This window comes from Rhodoferax potami (assembly GCF_032193805.1).
In the GTDB taxonomy this organism is placed as follows: Bacteria; Pseudomonadota; Gammaproteobacteria; order Burkholderiales; family Burkholderiaceae_C; genus Allorhodoferax; species Allorhodoferax potami_A.
The window spans coordinates 2,631,831-2,657,965 of record NZ_JAVBIK010000001.1 but is presented as its reverse complement, the minus strand read 5'-3'; the positions used below and the strand labels follow the sequence as shown (position 1 = coordinate 2,657,965).

The following is a 26,135-nucleotide window of genomic DNA, read 5'->3' as shown; positions in this document are numbered from 1 at the left end:
GTAAAAAAGCAAAGCGCAAATCCATGGACACGCGGTGCGCGCCATGATTTACGAAAGGGCGCAACGATACGGCGCACACCCCGCAACGCCTACTGTGGCGTTCAACAGTAGGGTTAACCCTAATACTTCTAAGGCTTCACGCGCCCTTGCGGCGCACCCACCCGCGCACTGCCACGATGTGCAAAACAAGCCAGAGCCACGGGTCGAGCACCGCGTCCCACAGATTGCCGCTCGGGATGCGAAACACCGCAAACAACAGCAGCGCTGCCGGAACCAGCCAGGCCGTGCCGCGGCGCATCGCACCCGCTTGCAACAAGGGAGCCAAAGCCATGGCCAGCACCACTGCCAGTGCAGCCGGCCCAAACCCCAGCGGATACACCGACCAAGGCAGCTGCGCAAACGTATCCAGCAACAAGACCCAGCCCGCCACAATGCCGGCCAGCACCAGCGCGGTTTCCCCACGGAAAGCGCGTGCGCCATGGGCAGTAACACCTGCTGGCGGCACCTGGCGCAGTGCGGTCCAACCCCACCACGCGCTCAGCAAAGCCAGCACGCCACTAGGGGCCTGAAACGCCAGCCCCAACCCATAGGCGGCCGACAGTTCACCGGGCCACAAGGCCCACAAACCTAGTACCGCGGGCACGCTCAGGCGGACCCACCGGGGCACCGGCAGGCGGGCCAACAGCCCCGCAGCGCCACCAGCCAGCACCAAGGCCCAGCCGATATGCAGCCAGCACTGCATCACCGCCAAGGCGGGCAAAGCGGGCGCGCTCATGGTGTACCCCCGGGGGTAAAGCGCTGCCAGGACAAGCTGGCCCGGTCTACCGTGTAGGCCAACCACAGCGCATCGTCTGCCCACGCCATCGCGGGGTAAGAAAACTCGGCATCTCCTCCGCCGGTGCGCAGGGTTTGCTGCAAGGTCCACTCCAGCCCGTCCCGGCTGCGGCTCAAGTCGAGGCGGGTCCGGCCTTCAGGCGTGGGGTTGTGGGCCATCAGTATCTGGTCCGGCCCGAAACCGAAGGTAGCCACCGCAGAATCCGGGTTGCCCAAAGGCAAATCGGGCAGGTCTTGCCAGTGGGCACCGCCATCGCTTGTGCGGACAGCGGTGATCTTGCCGTTGTGCCGTTCATCGCGCATCAGGGCGACCCAATCAGTGGGGCTGCGCACCACCACACTGGGTTGCAACTGATAGGCCAAGCTGGACATGCGAACCAAGCCCGCAAACTCACCGGTCTCGTCGAGGCGCACCGCGGCGGGGTACTTCAAACCCAACTCAAAGTGCACCGGCAGCACGGTGCCACCATCCTGCAGCGGCACTACCGCGTTGCGCACCAGAAAACTGGTGTTCCACAGCCAAGACAAGGGCAGCACCCGCACCGGTTCAAACGCCAAATCCTGCAAGTCGGTAGAGGCGCCGCTCTGGCGCAAGTGCAGCACCCGGCTGGCCGCCCAGCCGCCCCACCCGGTCGCCACCACAAACAAATGGATACGGCCATTCGCATCGGCCCACGCCACCGGGTTGCCCAAGCGGCGGATACCGTGGCCCAGCAGATCGCCCATGGTGTGGCGGTTCACCACAAAGCGCGGCTCTAACCAACGGCCAGACGCCCGGTCCCATTGGGTGGCCGCAATTTGCACCAGCGGGCCGCTTTCGCGCTCGCCCGAGAACCAAAACAAACTCAATGCCGCAGGGCTGCTGGCCGGCATCGGCAACAAGCTGCTCGCATGGGCGGCTGCGGTACCGGGCGGCATCGGAACGTCGCCCATGGCAACCCGCTGGAGGCTGGCGGCCTGCACCGGCTTGCCCTGCACCGACACTGCGGGCAACACGGCTTGGGCAGGCTGAGGCCCTGCCGGACGGGCGACATCATCCAGCGCCAGCACTGCCGCCGCGCCCACGAGCACAACTGCCCACCGGGACCATAACGAAGAAAACAACATGGGGCGATCTTAGTGGCCGCCAGCAAGGCCTTGAAACAGCTAAGACAATGGAGCCCATGAAAACACTGCTCTCCATTGCCCCCCTCGGTTTCCCCTGGCAAACCGTGGACCCGTTTTTGTTTTGTGTGCACCACAACGACGCCTACCCCGCGGGCAACGCGCAGATGGCGCCGGACCCTGCCCTGCTGGCCGGCCGCAATATCGGCCAGGACTTTGCGGGTAAAGACGGCTGGAGCATGTACCACGGCGACACCGTGCCGGGCTTTCCCTCGCACCCGCACCGGGGGTTTGAGACCGTCACCATCGTGCGCAACGGCCGCATCGACCACTCGGACTCGCTGGGTGCTACTGCCCGCTTTGGCGGTGGTGATGTGCAGTGGCTCACTGCCGGCAAAGGCATCGTGCACTGCGAGATGTTTCCGCTGCTGCACGCCGACGCGCCCAACCCTACCGAGCTGTTCCAGATCTGGGTGAACCTGCCGGCCAAAAACAAAATGGCCGAGCCGCACTTCACCATGTTCTGGCACGAAGATATTCCTCGCATCACGGCCACCGACGCGCAGGGCAAAACCACCGAAGTGGTCTGCATTGCCGGCAAGCTGAATGACAAACGAGGCCTGCCACCGCCACCGGATTCGTGGGCCAGCGAGCCCGGCAGCGACCTCGGGATTTACACCATCCAACTCAGTCCCGGCGCGCAGTGGACGCTGCCAGCAGCCGAGAGTGCGGCCACCCGCCGCGTGCTGTATTTCTTCAAAGGTGGCGCCCTGCAAGTAGCGGGGGAAGACGTGCCGGTGAAGTCGGTGATGGTGGTGCAAGCCGACCACGACTGCACCTTGGTGAATGGCGATGCGGAGTCTGAGTTGCTGGTGCTGCAAGCCCGCCCCATCGGCGAGCCGGTGGCGCAATACGGTCCGTTTGTGATGAACACCCAGGCTGAAATCCACCAGGCCTTTGCCGACTACCGTCGCACCGAATTCGGCGGCTGGCCCTGGGGCGCCAATGACCCCGTGCACCCGCGCGACAAAGGCCGCTTCGCCAAGCACGCGGACGGCAAGATTGAAGAGCGGTAGCAGCGGCTGACCTGCCAGGTGCGGCCGGTCATGGTCGATTGAAAAACCAACGGAATCAAAAAAGTTACCGATCAGTTCATTTAATTACCGCACAATTCAAAGGGATACTAAATCGGATATATTTCGTTCGCGCCGGTATTTTCCGGTGTGAACTATCGAATTCAACCCTTTGGAGATTCCGATGAAAAAATTGTTGATTGCTTCCGTTCTGGCACTGGGTGTCGCTGTTTCTGCACAAGCCAAAGACATCGTGGACACCGCCGTTGGCGCGGGCAACTTCAAGACCCTGGCTACCGCGCTCGGCGCTGCCGGCCTGGTCGACACACTCAAGGGCAAGGGCCCGTTCACCGTTTTCGCACCGACTGACGAAGCATTCGCCAAGGTTCCCAAGGCTGACCTCGAAGCCCTGCTCAAAGACAAAGCCAAGCTCACAGCGGTGCTGACCTACCACGTAGTCCCCGGCAAAGTCATGGCTGCAGATGTGAAGGCCGGCAAGGTCAAGACCGTGCAAGGCAGCGACATCACCGTCAGCACCATGGGTGGCGTGAAGGTAGATGCCGCCAACGTGATCAAAACCGACATCGTGGCCGACAACGGCGTGATCCACGTGATCGACTCCGTGATCATGCCCAAGTAAGCCCTTCACAGGCACTTGCAAAAAAGCCCCGGCAGTTTCGGCTGCCGGGGCTTTTTTCATGCGGGCGGCTTAGCCCCCGATTTCCAACTCGGCTTGCGGCTTGGCGTCGGCCGCCGCGCCACCGGTTTTCACCGCGCCCAAAAACAGGCGCTCGGCGGCCAGCTTCTTGCCCGCCAGGTACTCTTTCACCACCACTGCGCGCTGCAATGCAAGGTTGCGGATGTCGTCTTCATTGGCGCTAAGGTTGGCCAGCAACAGGGACTCCATGTCGGCCACTGCGATGTCTTTGGTCAGGCCTACCAGATTGCGGGGTTTGGTGATGTCAGAGCGGCGGTACACCGCGCGCAACAGCACCGGCATTTCTTCAGTGCTGTAGCTGGTGACCGTAGCGGCATCTTTGCCCTGCGCACTGGTGGTGCGGCGCTTTTCGGCCAGCAGCAACGCCTTGAGCTTTTCACGCTTGGCCGCATCGCGCTCGGCTTCCAGGTTGGCGGACCCCACTACCGTGAGCTTGAGGGCCGGCCGGTCTTGCAGGGCCTGCGCCACCTTGTCCAAGCCAGCACGGGCCGCATCGCTCAGGCCTGCACTCCCCGGGGCAAACACCACACTGCTGAGCTCTGCGCCACCACCGCCCCCAAAGGCATTGGCCAGCAAGCTGAAAGGCGCGGTAATGGCTTTGGTCACCAGGTTGGTAATCACCTGCCAAATCACAGGTCCCACACGGAACTGCGGGTCGTTGAGCGAGCCGCTGATCGGCAGGTCAAGGTTGATCACGCCATTGCGGTCGGCCAGCAGCGCCACTGCCAGCTTGACCGGCAGGCTGGTGGGCGCACCGTCCACCTTGTCGCCGAAAGACAGCTGGTTGAGCACAAGCTTGTTGGCAGCGGTGAGCTGCCCATCAGGCTGTACGGTGTAGTGCACGTCCACACTCAGCTTGCCGCGCTCAATGCCGTAGCCGGCGTATTTGACCGCGTAGGGCGACAGAGGCGAAAGCTCGAGGTCGCGCACCAGGCCTTTCACATCCAACGCCAGTGGCTGTGCCAGCGGGTTGAGCTTGCCCAAAATTTCCAGAGAGGCTGTGCCCTCTGCGCGGCCGCGTAGCTCGAGGTCGGCCAATTGCACCACGCCACCGGTGGGCTGGTTGGAAAAGCGGCTGAGCTTGCCGGTCAGATCAGTAAGGTTGGCGGTGTAGTTGGGCTGAATGAAGCGGTCGGAGAACAGCACCCGGCCATTGACCATGCTGACGGGCCCCATCTGGATGATGGCGGCCGGGCTCGCAGATGCGGAGCGGGTGGCAGACGCCACTGCTGCAGGTGCTGCGGCACTGGCCGCTGCTGCTGTAGCTGTTGTTGCCGGCTTGGCGCCTTCGGCCGCAGGCGGTGCGCTCTGCCCCAGGTCTTGCAGGTTCAAACGGCCTTGCGGGTTCACGATCAGGCGGGCATAAAAGTCAGACAGGGCCGCCTCACGCACCTGCACCTGGGTGGCAGTGCCGGGGGCCATAGTGAAGTCGATGCCTGGCACATTCAGGGCCTTCCAGCTCAGCAGCTCTTCGCCCAGGCTCTCTGCGCCTTTGCCGGTCGTGTTGGCCCTAAAGTCTTCCAGCGCGGCATCGCCTTTCACGCTCACCTGCGGTCCGTTGGCGAGCGCAGCAAAGCGCACCTGCCCCTTGAAGCTAGTGTCGGCGCGCAGCACGTCCAGGTTCAGACCAAGGCCGGCATAGCCAAGCAGCGCATGGGCCGGCAGATCGGCAATATCCACCTCGCCTTGGGCGACTACCGGGTCCCACATCACATTGCCGGTGTAGCGCAGGCTGCCTGCATCGGCCTGGCCGGATTTGAGCTTGGCGGCCACTTGCAGCGGCATGGGCTTTTTGCCGTCGGGCTGGATGTTTTTAGCTTGCACTTGCAAGCCACTGAGCTCCAGGCGCACCGGGCGCGCGGGCAGGCGGTCCGAGAACACCACGTGGCCCTCTTCGAGCTTGAGTTCGCCCAGACTCAGTTTCCATGGGGCCGGTGACTTGACCACCACGGTTTTGGTGTCTGCGACCTTCGGGGCTGCAGGTTTGTTGGCAATGACATCGGCTACCGGTGCAGCAGCTTCGGTGGGTTTGAGCCAGCTTTCAAACATCCAGCGGCCTTCTGCATCGCGGCGCACGCCGGTGCTGGGCTTTTGCAACAGTACCTTGCCCACCGTCGCGCTGCGGGCTTGGGTGTCCACCCGCACATCGCTCACCTCCAGCAGCTTGAACTGCGGCATATCGCCTGAGCTGGGGCCGTCGTTGTTGCCATTCACGCGGGGTTCCGCAGCCGGCTTGTCGCCGACCAGCGCTACATCGCGCAAAGCCAACTTTTGCACGACCGCAGTCTGGCGCTCGCCATCCCAAGCGATGTTCACCCGGGTGTCCGCCTGCCCGCGCAAGGTTGGCACTAAGTAGGGCGACACATAACCCGACACCAGCCCCAGCCCAAAGTCCGACACGCTAGCCTCGGCCTTGCCCGCACCGACCGTACCCTCGCCTTGCAGGCTGAGTTGGGCCACGGGTGCCTTGGCGCCCGCAGCCAGGCTTTGCAAGCGGGCCTTCAAGTCCAGGGTAGCGGCTTCTTTCATGGGCCACTGCAGCTTGGAGACCGTGGCCTGAAAATCCCGCAGCCCCAAGCGGGTGGCGGGGGCGGTGATTTGGTCGGTCCAGTCTATCGATGCATCTTTCAGGGCCAGCGTATCGAGCTGGAGTGCCCAGGGGGTAGGCGCTGATGTTTCGGCATCTTTTGGGGCACTAGCGCTCGCAGAATCTGCGCGAGCAGCTATCTTTTTAGGAGCACTCGGTTTGGCGGGGCCGGGTGGCAGCAGGTTCAAGTTGCCATCGGCCGCGCGCACCAGATTCAGCACTGGCGCGTTGAGCGTGATGCCCGAGAGCTTCACGCTGCGCTCCAGCGGGCGCACATCGGCCAGCCCCACTTGCAGGCTGTCGGCAGAAAAGAGGGGTTTGCCCTTGGTGTCTTGCACTGCCAAGCGGCTCACGGTGACCGTGCCCGACAAGGTCACCGCCGTTTGCGGGCTCTGCACAAAGCCCAGTTGGATGTCGGCATCTACCACTGCGCTTTGGGGTTTGACCTGCAAGTTGGCGGGCAGGTAGGGCAGATAAGGCGCCAAGTCCAGCTGGCGGATGGTGAGTGCGGCATCGCCCTTACGGCTTTGGGCAAACGGCGTGCCCTCGGCTTCGGAGTCGAAGCGGCTGCCATTGAGCACAAAGGCCAGGCGGGGCGCGACCAGCACATCGCGCTTGGAGTCGAAGCTGCTCAAAAACGGCAGGCTGATCTGCAAGTCTCGCAGGGTGTGCTGGCGCTCTGCGCCACCGGCGCGGTCGGCGTAATCCACACTGCCCTGGTTCAGGGTGAGGTTGTAGACCGCAAATTTGGGGGTGGGGCCGGCGGGGGTGTCGTCGGGTTTGCTCAGTCGCTCGAGGATGTCGTCAATGTCGTAACGGCCGTCGCCCAGGTGGGTGAGCTGCACTTTGGGCGCGTCTACCGTGACTGCATCAATCACCGGCGCCAGCCGGAACAGGGACTGCGCCTCTGCATCCACATACACCCGGTCCAGCGAGAACTGTGCGCCCTTGCCATCCGCGGTAGCCACCGCAAGATCGCGCACCGTGAGCTCCAGCGACCAGGGTGAAAACGCAATGCTCCCGACAGTGACTTGCCGGCCCAGCAGCTCGCCCAGGCGGCTTTGGGCCTGGCTTTTGGCCAATGCCGGAACCGCTGCCCAGGCCAGCGCCCACAGGGCCAGCAAAGCACCGAGCCCCCACGCCAAACGGCGAAACCAGGGGGAAGAAACAAGAGCGCGTGGAGTCATGACAAGAATTCGTGGAGTAGCGTGCCCCTTGATGGTACCCAAGCACACGATTCACGGCAGCCATGGCCGCCTCTGTTGACTTGCATCAACCCCTGTAGCGCGCCGGCATGGGAAGCTCTGGCAAAAGACCCGAGGAGACACCCGTGAAACAAAGCAGCCTGCAAATCATCAGGGACGAGCATGCCGCGCTCAAGGCCATGCTGCAGTCACTCACCATGATGCTGGACCGTGGCCCCGGCGACGAGGCCGAGTCGTTTTTCGATGTCGTGCGCGCCATGCTGTTTTATATCGATGAGTTCCCTGAAAAACTGCACCACCCCAAGGAGTCCAACCTGCTGTTCCCCCGGGTGGCTCGGGTCGCACCGCAGGTGATGGACGCCATCATCCAGCTTGAGGCCGACCACGCCCACAGCGAGACGGCGGTACGCGACCTGCAGCACCTGCTCCTGGGCTGGGAGCTGATTGGCGAGAGCCGGCGCGCCGCCTTTGACACCGCAGTGCGCCGCTATGTGCAGTCTTACATGGCCCACATGCAGCTGGAAGAAACCGCCATCCTGCCAGTGGCCCAGACCGCCCTCTCCGACCAGGATTGGGCCGAGCTGGACGCAGCCTTCGAGGCCAACCGCGACCCACTGGCCACAAAAGGCCGGCGCGACCCGGTGTACGACCGGCTGTTCACCCGCATCGTGATGCGAGCGCCTGCGCCAATCGGCGTGGGCGAGGCTTAGGCGACGCGTAGGCGCTATCGCAGCAGCTTCAGCGCCAGCACCTGCTGCGCTACGCAGCGGCCCTGCACTTTGCCACCCTCGATGCCGCTTCGGAAATGGATACCCGCATACAGGCGGGACAGGGCTGCCTCGTTGGCAGCCGCCTGGAAGCTGGCGAAGGTGCGCGGGCCCCAGCCCCTGTCGTTGTGGGTGTTGTCGGTGAAGGGTTGGCCCGCGCCAAATACCTTGTCCAGCACCGCCGCTGCCGCGCTGGACTGCACCGAGTGGCCCGAAGGGTATTCGGGAAACGGCGGCGTGTGCATCAAGCCCGGCACCCAGTTGCTGTCCAGCACCAGCTGCACATAGGTCACAGGCCGCAGCAGGTTTACCGTGTATTTTGTTTTCCACCCGGCAATGAAGGCATCCGCCATCGCAAGGTTGAGCTGCACATAAGTCTGCGCAGCCAGTGCCAGGTTGCCTTGGCGCTGCTGCAGCAGGTCGCCCGCAATGAAGGCCCAGTGGCCTGCGGGGGTGGGGGTTTTGAGCGGGTCGTCCGCCCAATACAGCGCCACCTGGCGCTGCGCCTGGGTGGCCTGGTTGCTGATGCGATAAACCTCTTCCGCCTCCTTGTAAAACGCCGAGCCTGGCACCTCGGAATAGGCCGGAATCGGCGGCGCCGGGCAGGTGGTGGCGCTGGGCAGCGCAAACGGCCGCACATCGCCCCACCACGGCAACAGGGGCGGCGCAAATGCGGGGGGCGTGGCACTCCAGGTGCCTTCGCCGCTGGGCGGCACATAGTTGAGCTGATGGCGGCGCAAGGGGCCCCAGGCCTCGTGCCCGCCATCGGTGCGCGCCCAGGTCATGATCGCCATGGCCATGAGCTTGCCGAAAGTCTCCGAGCGGTTGGTGATCTCGGGGGTCACGCGGGACGGGTCAAAGTCCCGCGCCAGCTTGAGCGGCAGGCTGCGCTCCAGCAGGTCGATCCGGGCTTTGTTTTCAGCGCTCGCGTTGGGAAACATCATGCGCGTCATGGTGGCCAGCGCCGCATTGGCCACGGTAGGCCAGTGCAAGACCTCGTCCGGCTGGACCCATGGCAGCGATTGCAGCTCGTTGAGCTGCCCCGCCAGGCTGCGGTGCTGCGGCATACCGGGCACCACCGACTCGTACAGGGTCAAGCCCAAATAGGCCAAAGCCCGCGACGCCACCGGCGGGCTGAAACCCGGGGTCTGCTGTGTCAGTTGCAAGGCAAGGCTGAACCATTCGGTAGCCACTTGTGCGCCGTAGCTCGCAGCCGGTTGCTGCACCGGTGCAGGCAATGTCGCTTGTGCTTGCCCTTGTACCTGTGCTTGTGCTGCCAGCGGCACCGCAGCCAACGCGATGCAGATGGCAGCTACCCAGCGAATCCAGAAGGTTTTCATGGCTGTCCTGCCGGGCGCAAGCCCGCCTCGCTGAATTGGTAAAACGCATTGGTGTCTGCACTGGCCCACTCGCTCCATGCGCTGTGCGGCCACTGCACCCGGACCTGCACACGGGTGGCATCACCCACACCGAAATGCATCCACCCAAGGTGGCCGCTGGCATGGCCGCCGCCCACCGTTAACTCTTGCCGGATCACGCGGGCCGCATCGCCCTCGCCCCAGCGCAGTTCCACCCAGGCGCCCACCGCATCGCGGTTGCCCGCAGCTTGGCGCAAGCGCAGCTGCAGCCAGTGGCCCGCGACGGCCGGGCTACCTGCTGTGGCAGCAGGCAACTGGCGCCAGACCTGGGCCTTGTCCCAGCGGTTGACCACCAACACATCGAGCAAGCCATCGCCATTCAAATCCACCACCATGCCGCCGCGGCCCCGCTTGAAGCTAGCCAGACCCGCTTGGCTACCCACCTCAGTAAAGTTGCCATCGGCCTTTTGCAACAGCAGGTTGTTGGGGTCCAGGGTGGCAAAGTCGGGCATGGTGGAGACATTGCCTTTGACGATGAACAAGTCCGCCAAGCCATCGTTGTTCAGGTCGGCAAATTGGGCGTGCCACGCAGTGCTGGGATGCACATCGCCGCCCACATAGGGGCGGTGGGCAGTGACGCCGCGCTTGTAAGCCATGTCGGTGTAGCGGGGCTGTTGAGCGCCGCCCTCCAGGGTTTGCAGCTTGTTGTCGGACATGCTGGTCAAAAACACCTCGGGGTAGCCATCGCCCGTCAGGTCATGGCTGGCAATACCCATGCCCCAGATCTGCAGCGGCTTCCAGCCCTGGGCCGCGGTGTACAGCGCAGGCGCCTGGCCCGGCGCCAGTTGCCACAGCTGCTCTTCCCCACCTTTGTAGTACTCGCGGTCGTTGCTCACCCGCAGTGCAGCGGTGCCTGAGCGGTTCCAGTCCGAAAACAACATCGACAAGGCGCAGTGCCCCGGTTGCAGTGGCTGCGGCGCCCCATAGCCACCTCCCTCGCGGGGGCGCAGCAACAGGCCCGGCGTGCAACTACCCCATGGAAAGTCGGGTTTGCTGCGGTCGGTGTACGTGCCGAATGCCAGTGTGGGCCAGCGTTGCCCCGCCTCCCATGTAGCGCTGAACGCGGTGTGCCAGCCGTTGTCGGTGCGAATGTTCCAGGCCTCGTTAGCGCGCTCGAACTTGCACTGGCCCAGCCCTTTGTAGACCTGCACCTCGCCCACGCGCAGCACCACCAGATCAGTTTGGCCATCGCCATCCACATCGAGGGGGTAGGCACCCACGGCATTGGTGAGCTCCAAGCCCGAGCGGTCTTCTTGCAGCTTGAGTGCGCCGCCCCGCGCGCTGCGGTTGCGGTAAAACTTGGCTTTGTTGACCCCAGCGGTCACATACACCTCGGGCAGGCCATCGCCATCGCAATCAAAGGTGGCCACACCGCCACCCACCATGTATTCGCCCTCGCCTTCAAAGCGGCTTTGCAGGCCGGCAGTGTCGGTCTCTTCCTGAAAGCGGGGCATGGATGGCAGCGGGCCGGACACAGGCACCTGAGCCCAAGCGGCCGCGCCACACAAGAGCGCCAGCCCCAGGCTCGAGCCGGGCAAAAACGGGAGGGAAAGTCGCACGCCGCAAACCTTTATGAAGTATGAATAGTCGAGCCAATCTTATTAAGTTCGATCGATAAACTATGTCGGGTTTATCCCTATTCGCGGAAAGAACGAAGTCTCAAACAATTAGTTTGTCGCTCTTACTAAATGCCGGTTTCGCATTTAAATCGGTGCGATGACTCGGCAGAGTCCTTCCAAAACCAAAGGTCTGGGACAGACCCAATCACTGGAGACAACGATGAAATTGAAGACAACACTGACCGCACTCGCCCTGAGCTTGGGCGCTGCGGGTGCTTTTGCCCAAGTGGTGGGCGTGAGCTGGTCCAACTTCCAGGAAGAGCGCTGGAAGACGGACGAAGCCGCGATCAAAGCCCAGCTCACCAAAGACGGTGCCAGCTACATCAGCGCAGACGCTGGTGGCTCCCCCGAGAAGCAATTGGCCGACATCGACAGCCTGATTGCCAAGGGCGCCAAGGCCCTGATCATTCTGGCGATGGACAAAGACGCCATCCTGCCCGCTATCAACAAAGCGGCCCAGCAAAAGATCCCCGTGGTGGCCTATGACCGCCTGATTGAAGCGCCCGGCGTGTTCTACATCACCTTCGATAACGTGGAAGTGGGCCGCATGCAAGCCCGCGCCATTCTGGAAGCCAAGCCCAAGGGCAACTACGTGATGATCAAGGGCTCGCCGACCGACCCCAACGCCAACTTCCTGCGCGGTGGCCAGCAAGAAATCATTGATGCAGCGGTGAAGAAAGGCGACATCAAGATCGTGGGCGAGGAATACACCGACGGCTGGAAGCCCGAAGTGGCCCAGAAAAACATGGAGCAAATCATCACCAAGACCGGCGGCAAGATCGACGCTGTGGTGGCCTCTAACGACGGCACCGCCGGCGGTGTGGTGGCGGCCTTGACGGCCAAGGGCATCAAGGGCATTCCGGTGTCCGGCCAAGATGGTGACCATGCCGCGCTAAACCGCGTGGCTCTGGGCAGCCAGACCGTATCGGTCTGGAAAGACGCCCGCGACCTGGGCCGTGACGCTGCCGCTGCTGCGGTGGTCTTGGCCAAGGGCCAGAAGGTGGCAGCGGCCCAAACCTGGAGCGGTGGCGAGAAGAAAGTGGCCCTGCAAGCCCAGTTCTTGAAGCCCGTGCCGATAACCGCCAAGAACCTCGATGTGGTGGTGAAAGCCGGCTGGATCAAGAAGGACGACCTGTGCAAGGGCGTAGACGCCGCCAAGGCTCCCGCAGCTTGTAAATAGTAGGCCCCCCCTGAGCCGCTACGCGGCTCCCCCCTCAAGGGGGGCGCGCCCAGCGGCCTGGCTTAGCCAGTTCCGCGGACGCCCTGGTAGCGCTACCTTGGCGCGCGGAGTTGACTTGCCCCCCAACCGCGGGTTGGTAGCAGCCTGCGGTTTTTTTATGTCTGGCGGAGAAGCGTTGTGAACCCCGTAATGAATTCCTTGAAACAGGCGTCCATCGATTGGCGTCTGGTGATGATGGGCACCGTGTTGGCAGCGATTGCCATCGTGTTCAACATCTTGTCCGGCGGACTGTTTATGTCCCCCGAGAACCTTTACAACATTGCCCAGCAAACCGCAGTGGTTGGCGTGGTCGCCACCGTGGTGGTGCTCGTCATCGTGGCGCGCCATATCGACCTGTCGGTGGGCTCGGTCATGGGTTTTGTGGGCGTGCTGATTGCCACCCTCATGTACACCGGCGGCTGGCACTGGGTGCCGGCCTCGCTCGCCGGGCTGGCGGTCGCCATTGCCGTGTCGCTGTACCAGGGCGCCCTGACTGCCAAGCTGGGCGTGCCCTCGTTTGTAGTCACGCTGGGCGGGCTGATGTCGTTTCGCGGCGCCGCCTTTCTGGTGGCCGATGGCAAAACCCAGCCAGTGAACGATTTGTTCTTCCAGCGCTTGGGCGGCGGCTTTGATGGCGCCATCGGTGTGAGCGCCAGCTGGGCGCTGGCTGTTGCGATTGTGTTGGCCCTGGTACTGCAGATGTGGGCCAAGCGCCGCGCCAAAGCGTCTTACGAAGTGCCCAACAACCCCCTGTGGCTGGACGCACTCATGGTGCTGGTGCCGGTCATCCTCGTGGTGGGCTTTGTGGCCGCCATGAATAGCTACCAGATCCCCAGCAAAGACGCGCCCCAGGGTGTGCCGATTCCGGTGTTGATCTGGGCCAGTGTGGCGCTGGTGCTGTCTTTCATCGTGCACCGTACCCGCTTCGGGCGCTATGTGTTTGCCATGGGTGGAAACCCGGAGGCTGCGGCGCTGGTGGGTATCCCGGTGCGCAAGGTCACGCTGATGCTGTTTGCGCTGATGGGTGTGCTCATCACGATTGCGGCCATGGTCTCGATTGCACGGCTGAATGCCGGCACCAACTCGCTGGGCACCAGCATGGAGCTGTATGTGATTGCCGCTGCCGTGATCGGGGGCACCGCCCTTGCGGGTGGCAGCGGGTCCATCGTGGGCTCGGTGCTGGGGGCACTCATCATGCAAAGCATTGACAGCGGCATGCTGCTGCTGGACGTATCCATCGGGGTGCGTTACGTGATCATCGGGCAGGTGCTGATTGCAGCGGTGGTGTTTGATGTGATTTATCGCCGCATGACAGGAGACACCGTATGAGCGAGCCACGCACTCCCTTGGTTGCCATGCGCAACATCCGTAAAGCCTTTGGTGGCGTACATGCGGTCGAGGATGTGAGCATCAACCTCTACCCCGGCGAAGTGGTGGCCCTGCTGGGCCACAACGGCGCAGGCAAATCAACCCTCATGAAGATGCTGGCCGGTGCCTACCCGATTGACAGCGGCGAAGTGCTGATCAATGGCGACAAAGCCAACATCCGCACCCCGGTGGACGCCCAGCACTGCGGCATCGAGTCGATCTACCAAACGCTGGCCCTGGCCGACAACCTGGACGCCGTTGCCAACCTGTTTTTGGGTCGTGAGCTGCTGACCCGCTGGAACACCCTGGACGACCACCGCATGGACGCGGACGCCCGCAAGGTGTTTCACCGGCTCAACAAAAACTTCAAAAATGTGCGTACACCCGTGCGCCGCCTCTCGGGCGGGCAACGGCAGGTGGTGGCGATTTCGCGGGCGATTTATTTCAACGCCAAGATTTTGATCATGGACGAGCCCACCGCCGCCCTGGGCCCTGAAGAAACCGCGATGGTGGGCAACCTGGTGCGCCAACTCAAGGCCGAGGGTGTGGGTATTTTTTTGATCACCCACGACATGCCCGACGTTTTCGGGCTCAGCGACCGCCTCTCGGTCATGAAAAACGGCAAATTAGTAGGTACATATCGCACGACAGACGTGGCGGAGGACGAAGTTCTTGGCATGATCATCGCTGGCAAACAACCTGAAGGAAAAGCACAGACCCACACCCTGTAGGCCTGTGCCATTTACCCGCGACATCATGAAAACCACCGGCGATCAACAGCTAGTTAAACGTATCAACCGCAGCGTGCTGCTGCGGTTGTTGCGCGCACAGCCGGGTTACTCCAGAGCCCAATTGGCCACCGGCAGCGGGCTCACCAAATCGACCGTGAGCCTGCTGGTGCGCGAGCTCATTGACGAAGGCTGGGTCACAGAAACCGACATCACCGCCGCCCAAGGCCTGGGCCGCCCCTCCACACCCCTGCATATCGATGGCCGCTCGCGCGGACTGATCGGGGTGGAAGTCGCGGTCGAAGCCTTGCGGCTAGTGGGTGTCTCGCTCACCGGGCAGGTGCTGTGCGCGGCCGAAGAGGCGCTCATCGGCACCAAACCCGAAGACGTGTGCCGCCAAACGGCCCGGCTGGTGGCCCGCACTTATGCCCAGCTCCAGCAGCGCAGCATTGCCCTGACCGGCGTGGGCGTGGGCCTGCCCGGCGCGTTTGACGAGGCCACCGGCATGCTGCGCTTTGCCCCCAACCTCGGTTGGCGCAATGTGGACTTTTTGCCCATGATCACCCAAGCACTCGCCCAGGCCAAAGTGCCCGAAGTGCCGGTGCATGTGCAAAACGAGGCCGACACGGCCGCGCTCAGCGAATACGAGTTTGCCGATGGCGACGCCCACGACTCCCTGATTTTTGTGACCTGCGGTGCCGGTGTGGGCGCAGGCATTGTGATCAATGACCGCTTGTTCACCGGCAAACAGGGCATGGCCGGCGAAATCGGCCACAGCACTTTGCAGATCGACGGGCCGCTGTGCTCGTGTGGACGCAAAGGCTGCGCAGAAACCTTTTTTGGTGCCCGCACCCTGGCCAAGTTGCCTGACCCGGCCCAGGGTGGCCGCTATTTGGGCGTGGTGTTGCAAAACCTGTGGACCACCTTCAACCCCAGTACCTTGGTGGTGGGCGGCCCCTCGTGCGACACCTATCCCGGCATCGTCAAAGTCGCGCAAACCACCCTGCAAGCCTATGCAGACGCCGCAGGTATGTCGCCCCCGCAGGTCCGCGCAGCCCGCTACGGCCTGCTGGCCTCTGCTGTGGGCGCGGCGGCCTTGGTACTGCACCACGAATTGCGCCCGATGCACACCCGCTTGCAGGCACCGCTTGTCCAGGCGCTGGAAGCCCCGGATGAATCTCTTTCCATGACAGCGAGCACTACGGTTTAACTATGTTTTTAGGTATTGATATCGGCACTTCGGAAGTCAAAGCACTTCTGCTCTCGGACGACCACCGCATCATCGGCTCGGCCGGCACCGCACTCACGGTGCAGCGCCCCCACCCCGGCCACAGCGAGCAAGCCCCCGCCGACTGGTGGGCCGCTACCCAAAGCGCCTTGGGCAAGCTGCGTGCCGCGCACCCCACCGAATACGCAGCAGCCCGGGCCATTGGCCTGTCGGGCCAGATGCACGGCGCGGTGCTGCTGGACGCGCAAGACCGCGTGCTGCGCCCCGCCATTTTGTGGAACGACACCCGCTGCGCCCTCGAGTGCACCGAAATGATGGCTGACTTGCCCGGCCTGACCGACCTGGCCGGCAGCCTGGCTATGCCCGGCTTTACCGCGCCCAAGCTGCGCTGGGTGGCCAAGCACGAGCCCGAGATATTCAAGCAAGTGGCCAAGGTGCTGCTGCCCAAAGACTATGTGCGCCTGATGCTCACCGGTGAATACGCTTGCGACATGTCGGACGCCAGCGGCACCCTCTGGCTGGACGTGCAGCAGCGCGACTGGTCAGACGCCCTGTTGGCGCTGACCGGATTGAACCGCAGCCACATGCCCCGCTTGGTAGAGGGCAGTGCCCCGAGCGGCGCACTCAAGGCAGATGTGGCCAGTGCGCTGGGCCTGACAGCCGGCATCGTAGTGGCCGGTGGCGCGGGCGACAACGCCGCAAGCGCCGTGGGTATGGGCGCGGTGGACAGCGGCCAAGGCTTTTTGTCGCTAGGCACCAGCGGTGTGCTCTTTGTCGTCACCCCCAGCTACCAGCCCAACGCGGCCAGCGCTACCCACGCGTTTTGCCACGCGGTGCCCGGCCGCTGGCACCAAATGAGCGTGATGCTGTCTGCCGCCAGCAGCCTGCAGTGGGTGACCGACCTGCTAAGCGCGCCCAACGCGGGTGTGGTGGCCGAAAAAGCGGGTGCCCTGAGCGCGGCACAGCGCGCCGCGTCTCCCCTGTTTTTGCCCTACTTGGGCGGTGAACGTACGCCGCATAACGACGCGAATGTGCGCGGCAGCTTTCATGGCCTGAGCTTTGACACCGACGCCGCCCGCCTGGGCTACGCCGTCATTGAAGGCGTGACCTTCGGCCTGAAGGACGGCCTGGCCGCGCTCAACGCCGCAGGCAGCAGCGTGCAACGCCTGTCGCTCGTGGGCGGCGGTGCGCGCAGCACCTTCTGGGCACAGCAACTGGCCACCGCACTGGATGTGGAAATCGTCACCCACGGCAGCTCGGCAGTGGGCGGCGCGCTGGGCGCAGCGCGCCTGGGCTGGCTGGCCACCGGTGCCGACATGGCTGCTGTGTGCCTGACCCCCGAGGTAGACGCCACCTACCACCCCGACCCTGCCGATCAACCCCTGCTGCTGGAACGCTACGCGACCTTCCGCAGGCTCTACCACACCACCTAAAAACCAGTGCCTAACCACGTGTTGGGCCGCCTATTTAATTCGACCACACAACTAAACCACCCAGGAGACCACCATGAGTAACTACTTCTCTACTGTCGCGGCGCCCATTGCCTATGAAGGCCCGCAATCCACCAACCCGCTGGCCTTCAAGTGGTATGACAAAGACCGCATGGTCTTGGGTAAGCGCATGGAAGAGCACCTGCGCTTTGCCAGCTGCTACTGGCACACCTTCTGCTGGAACGGGCTGGACCCGTTTGGTGGCGACACCTTCCAGCGCCCCTGGCACGCCATGCCCGACCCCATGGCTGCTGCCAAGGCCAAGGCCGATGTGGCGTTTGAATTTTTTAACAAGCTGGGCGCGCCCTATTACTGCTTCCACGACCGCGACGTCGCCCCCGAAGGCGCTACCCCGCGTGAGAGCGTGAACAACCTGCGCGAGATGGTGGACATCCTGGGCGCCAAGCAGCAAGCCACCGGCATGAAGCTGCTGTGGGGCACGGCCAACCTCTTTTCACACCGCCGTTTCATGTCAGGCGCGGCCACCAACCCCAACCCTGAAATTTTTGCCATGGGCGCCCTGCAGGTGAAAGAAGCCTTGGACGCCACCCTGAGACTGGGCGGCGAAAACTACGTGCTGTGGGGTGGCCGCGAAGGCTATGAGACCCTGCTCAACACCCGCATGGGCCACGAGCTGGACCAGATGGGCCGCTTCCTGAACATGGTGGTGGAGTACAAGCACAAGATCGGCTTCAAGGGCACCATCCTGCTCGAACCCAAGCCCCGCGAACCCTCCAAGCACCAGTACGACTTTGACACCGCCACCGTCTACGGCTTCCTGTGCCGCTACGGCCTGGAGAAAGAAATCAAGGTCAACATCGAAGCCAACCACGCCACCCTGTCGGGCCACAGCTTTGAGCACGAAATTGCCACGGCCATTGACTTGGGCATCTTCGGCTCGATCGACATGAACCGCGGCGACATGCAGTGCGGCTGGGACACCGACCAGTTCCCCAACAACATCCCCGAGACCGCGCTGGCGATGTACCTGATCTTGAAGGGCGGCGGCTTCACCACCGGCGGCCTGAACTTTGACGCCAAAGTGCGCCGCCAGAGCATCGACCCCGAAGACATCTTCCACGGCCACATCGGCGGCATGGACGTATCGGCCCGCGCCTTGCTGATTGCCGAGAAGATGATCACCGACGGCAAGTTCGCCCAAGTGACCGAAGACCGCTACGCCGGCTGGAAAGGCAGCTTCGGCCAGGACGTGCTGACCGGCAAGCTCGGCCTGGACGCCGTGGCCCAACGCGTGCTAGACCAGAACGTGGACGTGCAACCAGTCTCCGGCCGCCAGGAGCGGGTTGAGAACTTGCTGAACAGCTACATCTGAGTTGAGCCGCTAAACAGCGGAAAGACAAAGGCCCCGCAGGTGAATGCCTGCGGGGCTTTTGCTTATTTAACCGCTAAGGCATAGTCAAGAAAAAACCTCGCACCAAAGCAGTCGACAACCTCTGGTACTAAAAAACTGCAACGGGATTTAAGTTGGAATCCATACCGTTACTCATTTAGATCAAATTGAGCTAGGGACTATGCTTACTCGAAATACTTGTTCACTCCACTGGGTCCTCCGGTATCCCTAGCTCTGTGAGCCGCCCGAGATATATCTTTTTGCGACATAGTTCCAATGGTGTACTCACCCAACGGTCTACCAATAAACCAAAACCTGAAATCGCAAATAGCGCCTGAAAAAAAACAAAGGCGAGGTTTCCAGTTGCTTGATGTTCTGCTGGAAATGATGGAATGATGAACTTGTCAACATAACCTAAACCGAGGGCAATAGAGAACATCAGGAACACGCCCAAGCCACGAATCTGCTTTATGCGGCGATCAGAGAATTCTCTCGCTACATTTCGGCTTCGCGCCCATTGCTCCGTGAGCAATCTCTGTGCATCTGACGCCTTAGCGGTCGCCTCTGTAGCAATTACCGTCAACTCTTTTAACTGTTCGCTCTGTTGCGCTAGTTTTGCCTCATTTTCATCATGTTTAGAGCGCAATTTCGAAGCCGTTTGTGCGAGATTGAGGTTTTCCATCTTCCTAGCATCTACATCATGTTGTGTTTCTTGTAGAGATGCTCTAAGACGCTCCGCCTCTTCCTCGACCGCTCGAGCGGACTCCTGAATTGCAGCGATTTGTCCAGAGTAGTGTTGGTCCTTCTCGATGGCGACCTTCTCAGCTGCCCGGCGTTGCACTTCTTCGAATATGTCTTCGGCATTGTTTGCTGTCACTGCATTGATATCTCCCAACGTTGCCTCAACCAAATACTGAGAAGCGCGCTCGTTTGTCATCAACGCTTCGAAATGTTTTGCTTTCTCAGGATCAATATCAGCGAGAAATCGCTTGGTCCGTTCGGCGATCTCTGGCTTCACCCTTAGTGCAGTTGCACAGTTCGCAAGAAGTCTAGCCATAGTGGGACTTTGATCAGACCGCCCCCCGCACATCAACCAACAGAGGCCTGCCAAATACCGACTTGTAACAATGGGAGTGAATTCACCTTCCAGAACGTACTTCTTTCGGGTTAAAAACGCGGCAGCTCGGCGTTGAAGCGCCGAATTTGAGGTTGCAAAGATATAACGACAGCTTGCAACACCGCCAATGGGTATGTGCGCACCGCCCAACCGGCGCATCGTCTCGGCCACTGATTTGGCATCGCGCTCTCTCGTGAGAACACGGTCAACCGCACTCAATCGAATGGCCCCCAAAAGCTCTTCCTCATCAACTTGCGTGAAGTTTTTATAGAAGTGCGTAGAGGTCTCAGGAATGATTTCCAAATGATTGATGGTTGACCATGCTCGACCGATTGAACCGATCATGGAGTCGAAATACGCTCGGAACATTGAATTTGAAAGTCGGTGGACGGATGGCCCATAGGCTTCACCTGCATTCCTCGCGTTCTGGATTGCACGTAGTACTCCTTCAGCCTCTTCAATTGAATGTTGATGGGCCGCAATCTTCGCACCTGTCTCCCTTATCTGTTCGAATAAGTTTTTCGTATCGGTTGTGTCTTGGCTTGATGACAAATCGAGAAAAGAAAGTACCAGAGGTGTATCAACTACGACTATTGTGTTGTTTAGTCTCGTTACGGCTGTCGGTGCTTGGAGGTCGAAGACCAGTTCTGCTGCCAATGCACCATCCGCCACTTTCGCCAACAGACTCAACCTCGCCGGTTGATGTTCTTGAAGCAGAGCTATGTAGGAAGCGACAAGTGAATCTAAGGCTGCTTGGTTCTCTAGCTCAGCGCTTAGCGCCAACTGCTCTCTCGCTGCAGGTCCAACAATAGTTGGCTTAGTTTCTGCAACTACTTGCGGCTTTGCCTTTATTGCCGAGAAGTCAAGAGTAGCTAAATGATGAAGAAATCCTTTAATTAGTTCATCGTCCTGAATGTTCTTGCCTACTGCGGCCAACCGTTGATGTGCATGTTGAAGAAACTCATCAAGGACCTCTTGAAAGTCTCTTTCAGCATCTGGCTCTATCTGTGAAGCTTCGTACGTATCCGCATAAACAACTTTATGTAAGCCTGAGGGTAACCTCTCGATCAAAAGGACGTTTGCTGCAGCAAGGCGCTCGGTCATACCTTCGAGAGCTGCAGCTGGAATAGAAACACCATAGGCTCCAGCCAATCGCTCAGAAAGAACTCTGGAATCAAAAAGTTGCCCCGCCAAGTCAGAAACAAGCGGCCTTATGAGAACAGAAACTCCGCTGAGAAGATCAGTTCTAATGAGCTCACTGCACTGTCGGAGAAGAGCAAACGCGATTACTGGCCGACTCAATTGCATAGATACCCCCTTATTTGTACTTTCTGGACAGTCTATTTATCTTGAAAAGTGTAGCTCGCCCATGAGTGCAAATGAGATGCGATTTCAGGTTGCACGAAAACAAGCCAAGTTATACGAAAGACAGAACCGGACGGAGAAAGCACTGCTAAGAGGGCGCAACAATTGAGCAACTACGAAGCAAGTCGAATGAATAGAAAACAATTCTTCGAAAGTGGATCGCGACGTACCTCCAGCGCCCATAGAGCATGCGCAACCAGCTATCTTTTCAATAGCAACCCGATCATCACCACACCCACCGCCACCGCAAACCACATCAGCGCCACGCTGCTGGTCGCGGTCATGGCGCCACCTGCCACCACCGGGCCGACGACGGCGCTGAGCGAATAGGCCATCGATAGGCTGCTGACGTTCCAGGCCATGTCAGGTGTGGGGGTCTTGGTGGCGGCAATGAGTGCCAGGGTGAGGAAGGCGGTGATCAGCCCGCCCAGCACAAACATGGTGGCAAACGCCACAGTCACACCGGGCACGCAGGCCAGCAATGCCGCGGCCAAGGCGGTGCCCAGCGCGGCCAGTGCGCCGGCGGCGCGCAGGCCCCAGTGGTCGGCCATCCAGCCTACGGGGTATTGCAGCAGCAGGCCACCCAGCCCGAAGGCCGTGAGCAAATGGGCGATGCCTTCGGCCTCAAACCCGCGGTCGCCGGCGAACACGGCAAACAAACCGGCCAGCGCCGACTCCAGCATGCCGCCGCACAGCGCGATCAGCAGCCCCTGCCGGAAGATGCGGTGCGGCCACGCCGCTTGGGCGGACTGGCGCCAACTGTTGACGCGGTGTGCCTCCTCCACCGGCGGTGTGCGGGCAAATGCCAACGGCACCAGGGCTGACACGGTAAAGCCCACGCCCACCCACAAAATGGTGTGGCCCTGCACGCCCACCCAAGCGGCAATGGCCGGGGCCACCACGGGGGCGGCGGCAATCAGCGTTTCATGAAAACCCACCAGACGCCCGCGCGCGTGGGCGGGGGCAATGTTGTAGAGCCAGGGCTCCAGCCCCACCCAGCGCAGGCCCATGCCCAGGCCGGCCAGCAGGCCGCAAGCCAAATACGCGGGCCACGGCAAAACCGCCATAGGCACCCATGCAATGCCCAGCAGCGCCAGCACCGAGCAGGCCAGCCCCACCACCACCACGGTGCGTGCGCCCCAGTGGCGGCACAGCCAAGGCGCCAAGCCCAGGCCGGGCATTTGCCCCATCCACAACGAAGCCGCAAAAAAACCAAGCTGCGCAGCACTCAGGCCCTGCAGAGCCAGCCACACCGGCACGATGACAAAGATGATGCCGAACTGACCGATCTGGGCCAGGGTAGACACCGCGTTCAGCGCGGTAATGGTGCGCCAGTCGTAGGCATGTTTGGGCGGTGTAGAAGACATGAAGGCAAAGAATAAAAACCGGGCCGCGAGTCTAGCAAGAGCCCCTGGGGCGACACGCCTCGTGCGCAGTGAACAGAGGCCCGCGTATGTGGCATGAGATTCCCGTGGTGACATTTGATGTCGGGCTAGTGAAAAGGGTGTTTGTCCATCAGCTGGAAAACGTCGTCAAGCACGGGGACAGCACTCTGCCCCACAACCCATTGGTGGGGATCCCAGTTATCGCGACTGTAAGCACCTTGAAGCTGCGGGTACGTTGCTTGAAAAACTCACCCGCTGCCGCAGCGAATTATTCATGCTCGGTATGGCCATTGGCTTACCAATTCGCAAGGCAGTTGTCGATACGCACAAAGGCCGTATCGGCGCGCACAATGCCGATGGCAGACAAGCCACAGAACCACTTGCCCCAGAAATTGGGCGCAAACTCTCCCACAACAATTTCACCTTTTGACTGAAACCGGATTGCGCTATCGTCTGGCTCAATAGCGCTAAGGCAATCAGCGCGGTGTTCTATCGCAAATCGTCGTTTTATCCTTTATTTTTGCTTGCCCATCCAAAGCAGATGGCGGCTCTTTACCCTCGTCTCATGACTACCCTGCAAACATCTATTGCCGCGTTTTTCAGCTTCAAAGCGTATGTGATGCTGCCCATCCTGATGCTGGTCATTGCGCTTGTAGCGCGAGTACCCGCACGGCGGGCGGTGCTCAGCACCGTCAGCCTCGCTGCGGGTTTTGCGGGGGTGTTTATTGCTTTTAACTTTTTTGTGGCCAACATCAGCCCAGCCGTACAGCAACTGTCCCAAGCGCGCGGACTTGATTTTCAAGTGCTGGACGTCGGCTGGTTACCCTTGGCCGCGATCACATGGGCATCTCCCTTGGCGGCTATTTCTATCCCGGTCGTGCTGTCGCTCAATATCGCCATGCTGGGCTTGGGCTGGACACGGGCGATCTATATCGACATCTGGAATTACTGGCACTTCGCACTGATGGGTGCCTTGGCCATGACAGTGAGCAACCAGTGGTGGGTAGGGCTTGCGGCAACGCTGGCACTGGCGGTGTACTGCTTCAAAATGACCGAATGGAACGCACCTGAGGTTGAACGCGAAACCGGGCTCAAAGGTATTGCGGTGTCGCCCGTGTCGGTGAATGGCTTGTTGCCCTATTTCGCTTGTGCAGATGCTGTGATGAATAAGGTCCCCGGACTCAAGCGCTGGACCTATAACCCGCAGAAAGAACACCAGGCTGCCCGCGACGGGCAAGGTAGTGTTTTCCTTGCGTTTGCGGGTGAACCGATGATGATCGGGCTGCTGATGGGCCTTGCATTAGCCCTAGCCGCTGGCTATGACGTGAAAAATACCCTGGAACTGGCAGTCCACATTGCTGCTGTGATGTTCATATTGCCCAAGAGCGCGGGTCTGATTGGCGAGGCCATGATCCCGATCACGACCGCGCTGCGGGAACAGGTGGAGAGGCGTTTTCCATCGCGTGGTCAATTGGTCGTGGCCATGGATACGGGGTTTCTCATGCACCACAAATCAGTCGTTATCACCGGGCTGTTGCTGATGGCACTGGCGATCGTGATTGCACTGGTGTTACCGGGCAATCAGGTTCTGCCGCTGGGGGACCTGTCCAACCTCATCTCGGTGATGTCCATGTCCGTGCTGGTGTTCAGGGGTAATGTGATCCGCGCAGTATTGGCAGGTATCCCGGTAGTGGTGAGCTTTCTCCTGATTTCATCCAAAATGGCGCCGCTTTACACAGAGCTGGCCAAAGGCACACCTTCTTTTGATGCCACAGGTCTGGGTCAAATTACGTCGTTCACTGATGGCGGGCACCAAATCCGCTTCTTGATGCTGGAGGCTCTCCACGGCGCCTGGTGGACACTACCTGCCACTTTGGCCTTGGGTGCCGCAGTCTGGTTTACCCACCGGCGCTACCAAAAGCTGGTAGCAGCCTGAAACCGGGTCACACCAAGCCGCAAAACTTCTTGAAGGGCCCGAGCACCGCGTCGCCGCGGAAGGGTTTGACGATCCAGCCGGTCACGCCAATGGCGCGGCCGCGCGCGCGCATCACGGGGTTGTCCTCGGTGGTCAGCATGATGATGTGCACCTGCTTGTTGCCTTGCTCGGTCCGGATTTTTTCTGCCATGGCCAAGCCATCCATATTGGGCATGTTCACATCGCTGATGACCAGTTTGATGCCGGGGTCTGCTTTTAGCTGCAAGAGCCCATCGCGCCCGTCGGTGGCCAGTGTGACCTCGAATCCGTGTTGCTGTAAGTAGCTGGAGACGATCTCCCGCATCGTGCTGGAGTCGTCCACTACCAAAACATTCGCCATCTCTACCTACTTCCTGTCCGCACTGTCAGTGGCGCTTGGCGCCATTTAAAACAAATCAAGTTCACCCGCCTCGCTGGAGTTGGAGGCTGCATATTCCGCAAATTGCTCCGGTGACCAATGGAGGTTGAATATAAACCGCTGCACGATCACCAGCGGCTGGCCGCCCCGGCGGGTGCTCTCGCAGAGCGAGTAACGCACACAGAGCTGAGGATCGGGTGAGCCGAAAGAGATGTATTTGTGGGCGTGATTGATCACGATCGGCACTTGGGCCAACTGGGTCGAGACGCTGATGGGGGCAATGTAGCGGTTCTTGAACGCACCCCAGATCAGGTTGGTGGTCTCACCCAACATGTTGTTGAGATCCCGGAAGTTGAGCTCACCGCCCACGCCGTCATAACTAAAGCCTTTGAGCATGCCCTGCCGCAGAGCGCTCTCTTCGGTCTGCAGCATCATGTACCCGCGACACCATGAGCTCTCCAGCGGGATGATCGTAGAGACCTCGCCATGGATGATGCGGTCGTGCACCACATACGGGGGCTCGGCCGTCACGGTCGCGTTAGGAAACATGGAGCGCATGGAAGACAAGGTCAGATCCACAATCCCCTCCACCAACGCCGTAGGGTAGCGGAGGCTAAAGATGGAGCGCTCGACGCCGAGGCGCAACTGCTCGATCTCCCCCGTAGCCCAGGGGTACCGGATGAACTCCCGGTACAGCGCGTTCAAGTCGCCGGTGGTGGTCCTGCGCAAGAAAATCGGGAGCTCGGGGCGCAAGCGGTGGATCGACTCTGCAAGATGCAGCGCATCATGGGTGCCGCAAGGCAAGTCCTCTGCCAGCAGCACACCCGCCAAGTCTTTGTTTTGTTCGAGGCAGCCCAAGGAGTCATGGGAGGTGCGCAGCAAGGGGAGCAAGCCTACAGAATCGCAAAAATCAGAGAGCAACTTGCACTGGTGGGCATCGTGCTCCAGCAACAGTACTTTGGCTTCCAGGTGGGTAGTTTCTGTCATGGATAGGACTCTGGCTTGGGCTTTATCGGCACTTCATCCTACACCGTCGCTCAGGCTATTTGGGTCAAAAAAACCTGACTCCGCACTGTGGGCAATGCAGTGAAAAAGTACATCAAGAGCGGGCGTGTTGCAAGAAGTTACACAAAACGCCGTCGTGCAGCTAATCAGAGAGAGCCTAGGGTCAGTTCTTAGTCTGAAGAGACTAATGCGCATCAGACCTCAGGTCCCTAAGATCCTCT

The 26,135-nt window shown here is 61.0% G+C and carries 20 protein-coding genes; 11 read left to right on the top strand and 9 right to left on the bottom strand.

What is annotated here, in order from left to right:
• Positions 1-136 precede the first annotated feature (136 nt).
• Both RAE19_RS12770 and RAE19_RS12765 read right to left on the bottom strand, forming a co-directional pair.
• Complete coding sequence (locus tag RAE19_RS12770; RefSeq protein ID WP_313875246.1) at positions 137-775, bottom strand: hypothetical protein; 639 nt, start codon at positions 773-775, stop codon at positions 137-139.
• Positions 772-1,941 carry a sialidase family protein gene (locus RAE19_RS12765; protein ID WP_313875245.1) on the bottom strand — a complete coding sequence of 390 codons (1,170 nt, stop codon included), beginning with the start codon at positions 1,939-1,941 and terminating at the stop codon, positions 772-774. The genes RAE19_RS12770 and RAE19_RS12765 overlap by 4 nt, the downstream gene beginning before the upstream one ends.
• Before the next feature lie 56 nt (positions 1,942-1,997).
• On the opposite strand from RAE19_RS12765, the gene RAE19_RS12760 reads away from it, so the two are divergent.
• Both RAE19_RS12760 and RAE19_RS12755 read left to right on the top strand, forming a co-directional pair.
• A complete protein-coding gene (locus RAE19_RS12760; protein ID WP_313875244.1) occupies positions 1,998-3,014 on the top strand; it encodes a pirin family protein in 1,017 nt (338 codons plus the stop codon).
• A gap of 181 nt (positions 3,015-3,195) precedes the next feature.
• Positions 3,196-3,651, top strand: a complete 456-nt coding sequence (locus tag RAE19_RS12755) for a fasciclin domain-containing protein (protein WP_313875243.1) — start codon at positions 3,196-3,198, stop codon at positions 3,649-3,651.
• 69 nt (positions 3,652-3,720) lie between these two features.
• Here RAE19_RS12755 and RAE19_RS12750 read toward each other — a convergent pair whose 3' ends face one another.
• Positions 3,721-7,503: a DUF748 domain-containing protein gene (locus RAE19_RS12750; protein ID WP_313875242.1), complete on the bottom strand. Its 3,783-nt coding sequence runs from the start codon at positions 7,501-7,503 to the stop codon at positions 3,721-3,723.
• 143 nt (positions 7,504-7,646) lie between these two features.
• Here RAE19_RS12750 and RAE19_RS12745 point away from each other — a divergent pair, with 143 nt between their 5' ends.
• A complete protein-coding gene (locus tag RAE19_RS12745; RefSeq protein ID WP_313875241.1) occupies positions 7,647-8,231 on the top strand; it encodes a hemerythrin domain-containing protein in 585 nt (194 codons plus the stop codon).
• A gap of 14 nt (positions 8,232-8,245) precedes the next feature.
• Here RAE19_RS12745 and RAE19_RS12740 read toward each other — a convergent pair whose 3' ends face one another.
• Both RAE19_RS12740 and RAE19_RS12735 read right to left on the bottom strand, forming a co-directional pair.
• Entirely contained in the window at positions 8,246-9,628 is a 1,383-nt protein-coding gene (locus RAE19_RS12740; RefSeq protein WP_313875240.1) for a vanadium-dependent haloperoxidase, read from the bottom strand.
• Complete coding sequence (locus RAE19_RS12735) at positions 9,625-11,265, bottom strand: CRTAC1 family protein (protein WP_313875239.1); 1,641 nt, start codon at positions 11,263-11,265, stop codon at positions 9,625-9,627. The genes RAE19_RS12740 and RAE19_RS12735 overlap by 4 nt, the downstream gene beginning before the upstream one ends.
• Positions 11,266-11,485: 220 nt before the next feature.
• Between RAE19_RS12735 and xylF the strand changes: the two genes are divergently transcribed.
• From xylF to xylA, 6 genes are all read left to right on the top strand, one after another.
• On the top strand, positions 11,486-12,505 hold the full coding sequence (gene xylF, locus RAE19_RS12730) for a D-xylose ABC transporter substrate-binding protein (protein WP_313875238.1): 1,020 nt from the start codon (positions 11,486-11,488) through the stop codon (positions 12,503-12,505).
• Between the two features lie 189 nt (positions 12,506-12,694).
• Complete coding sequence (locus RAE19_RS12725; protein WP_313875237.1) at positions 12,695-13,873, top strand: sugar ABC transporter permease; 1,179 nt, start codon at positions 12,695-12,697, stop codon at positions 13,871-13,873.
• Complete coding sequence (locus RAE19_RS12720) at positions 13,870-14,643, top strand: ATP-binding cassette domain-containing protein (protein WP_313875236.1); 774 nt, start codon at positions 13,870-13,872, stop codon at positions 14,641-14,643. Before RAE19_RS12725 ends, RAE19_RS12720 begins: the two co-directional genes overlap by 4 nt.
• A gap of 4 nt (positions 14,644-14,647) precedes the next feature.
• Positions 14,648-15,850 carry an ROK family transcriptional regulator gene (locus RAE19_RS12715; protein WP_313875235.1) on the top strand — a complete coding sequence of 401 codons (1,203 nt, stop codon included), beginning with the start codon at positions 14,648-14,650 and terminating at the stop codon, positions 15,848-15,850.
• Positions 15,851-15,852: 2 nt separating this feature from the next.
• Complete coding sequence (gene xylB / locus RAE19_RS12710; protein ID WP_313875234.1) at positions 15,853-17,301, top strand: xylulokinase; 1,449 nt, start codon at positions 15,853-15,855, stop codon at positions 17,299-17,301.
• Positions 17,302-17,374: 73 nt separating this feature from the next.
• A complete protein-coding gene (gene xylA, locus RAE19_RS12705; RefSeq protein ID WP_313875233.1) occupies positions 17,375-18,691 on the top strand; it encodes a xylose isomerase in 1,317 nt (438 codons plus the stop codon).
• Between the two features lie 220 nt (positions 18,692-18,911).
• Here xylA and RAE19_RS12700 read toward each other — a convergent pair whose 3' ends face one another.
• Positions 18,912-21,134 (bottom strand): hypothetical protein, encoded by a 2,223-nt coding sequence (locus RAE19_RS12700; RefSeq protein WP_313875232.1) that lies wholly within the window; start codon positions 21,132-21,134, stop codon positions 18,912-18,914.
• Positions 21,135-21,391: 257 nt separating this feature from the next.
• A complete protein-coding gene (locus RAE19_RS12695) occupies positions 21,392-22,558 on the bottom strand; it encodes an MFS transporter (protein ID WP_313875231.1) in 1,167 nt (388 codons plus the stop codon).
• A gap of 253 nt (positions 22,559-22,811) precedes the next feature.
• Here RAE19_RS12695 and RAE19_RS12690 point away from each other — a divergent pair, with 253 nt between their 5' ends.
• A complete protein-coding gene (locus tag RAE19_RS12690) occupies positions 22,812-23,006 on the top strand; it encodes a hypothetical protein (protein ID WP_313875230.1) in 195 nt (64 codons plus the stop codon).
• Between the two features lie 135 nt (positions 23,007-23,141).
• Entirely contained in the window at positions 23,142-24,512 is a 1,371-nt protein-coding gene (locus RAE19_RS12685) for a PTS transporter subunit IIC (protein ID WP_313875229.1), read from the top strand.
• Between the two features lie 7 nt (positions 24,513-24,519).
• Here the strand turns inward: RAE19_RS12685 and RAE19_RS12680 are convergent, their stop codons facing one another.
• Positions 24,520-24,891 (bottom strand): response regulator, encoded by a 372-nt coding sequence (locus RAE19_RS12680; protein WP_313875228.1) that lies wholly within the window; start codon positions 24,889-24,891, stop codon positions 24,520-24,522.
• A gap of 45 nt (positions 24,892-24,936) precedes the next feature.
• Positions 24,937-25,896, bottom strand: coding sequence for a chemotaxis protein CheX (locus RAE19_RS12675; protein ID WP_313875227.1), 960 nt, complete (start codon positions 25,894-25,896; stop codon positions 24,937-24,939).
• Positions 25,897-26,135 lie beyond the last annotated feature (239 nt).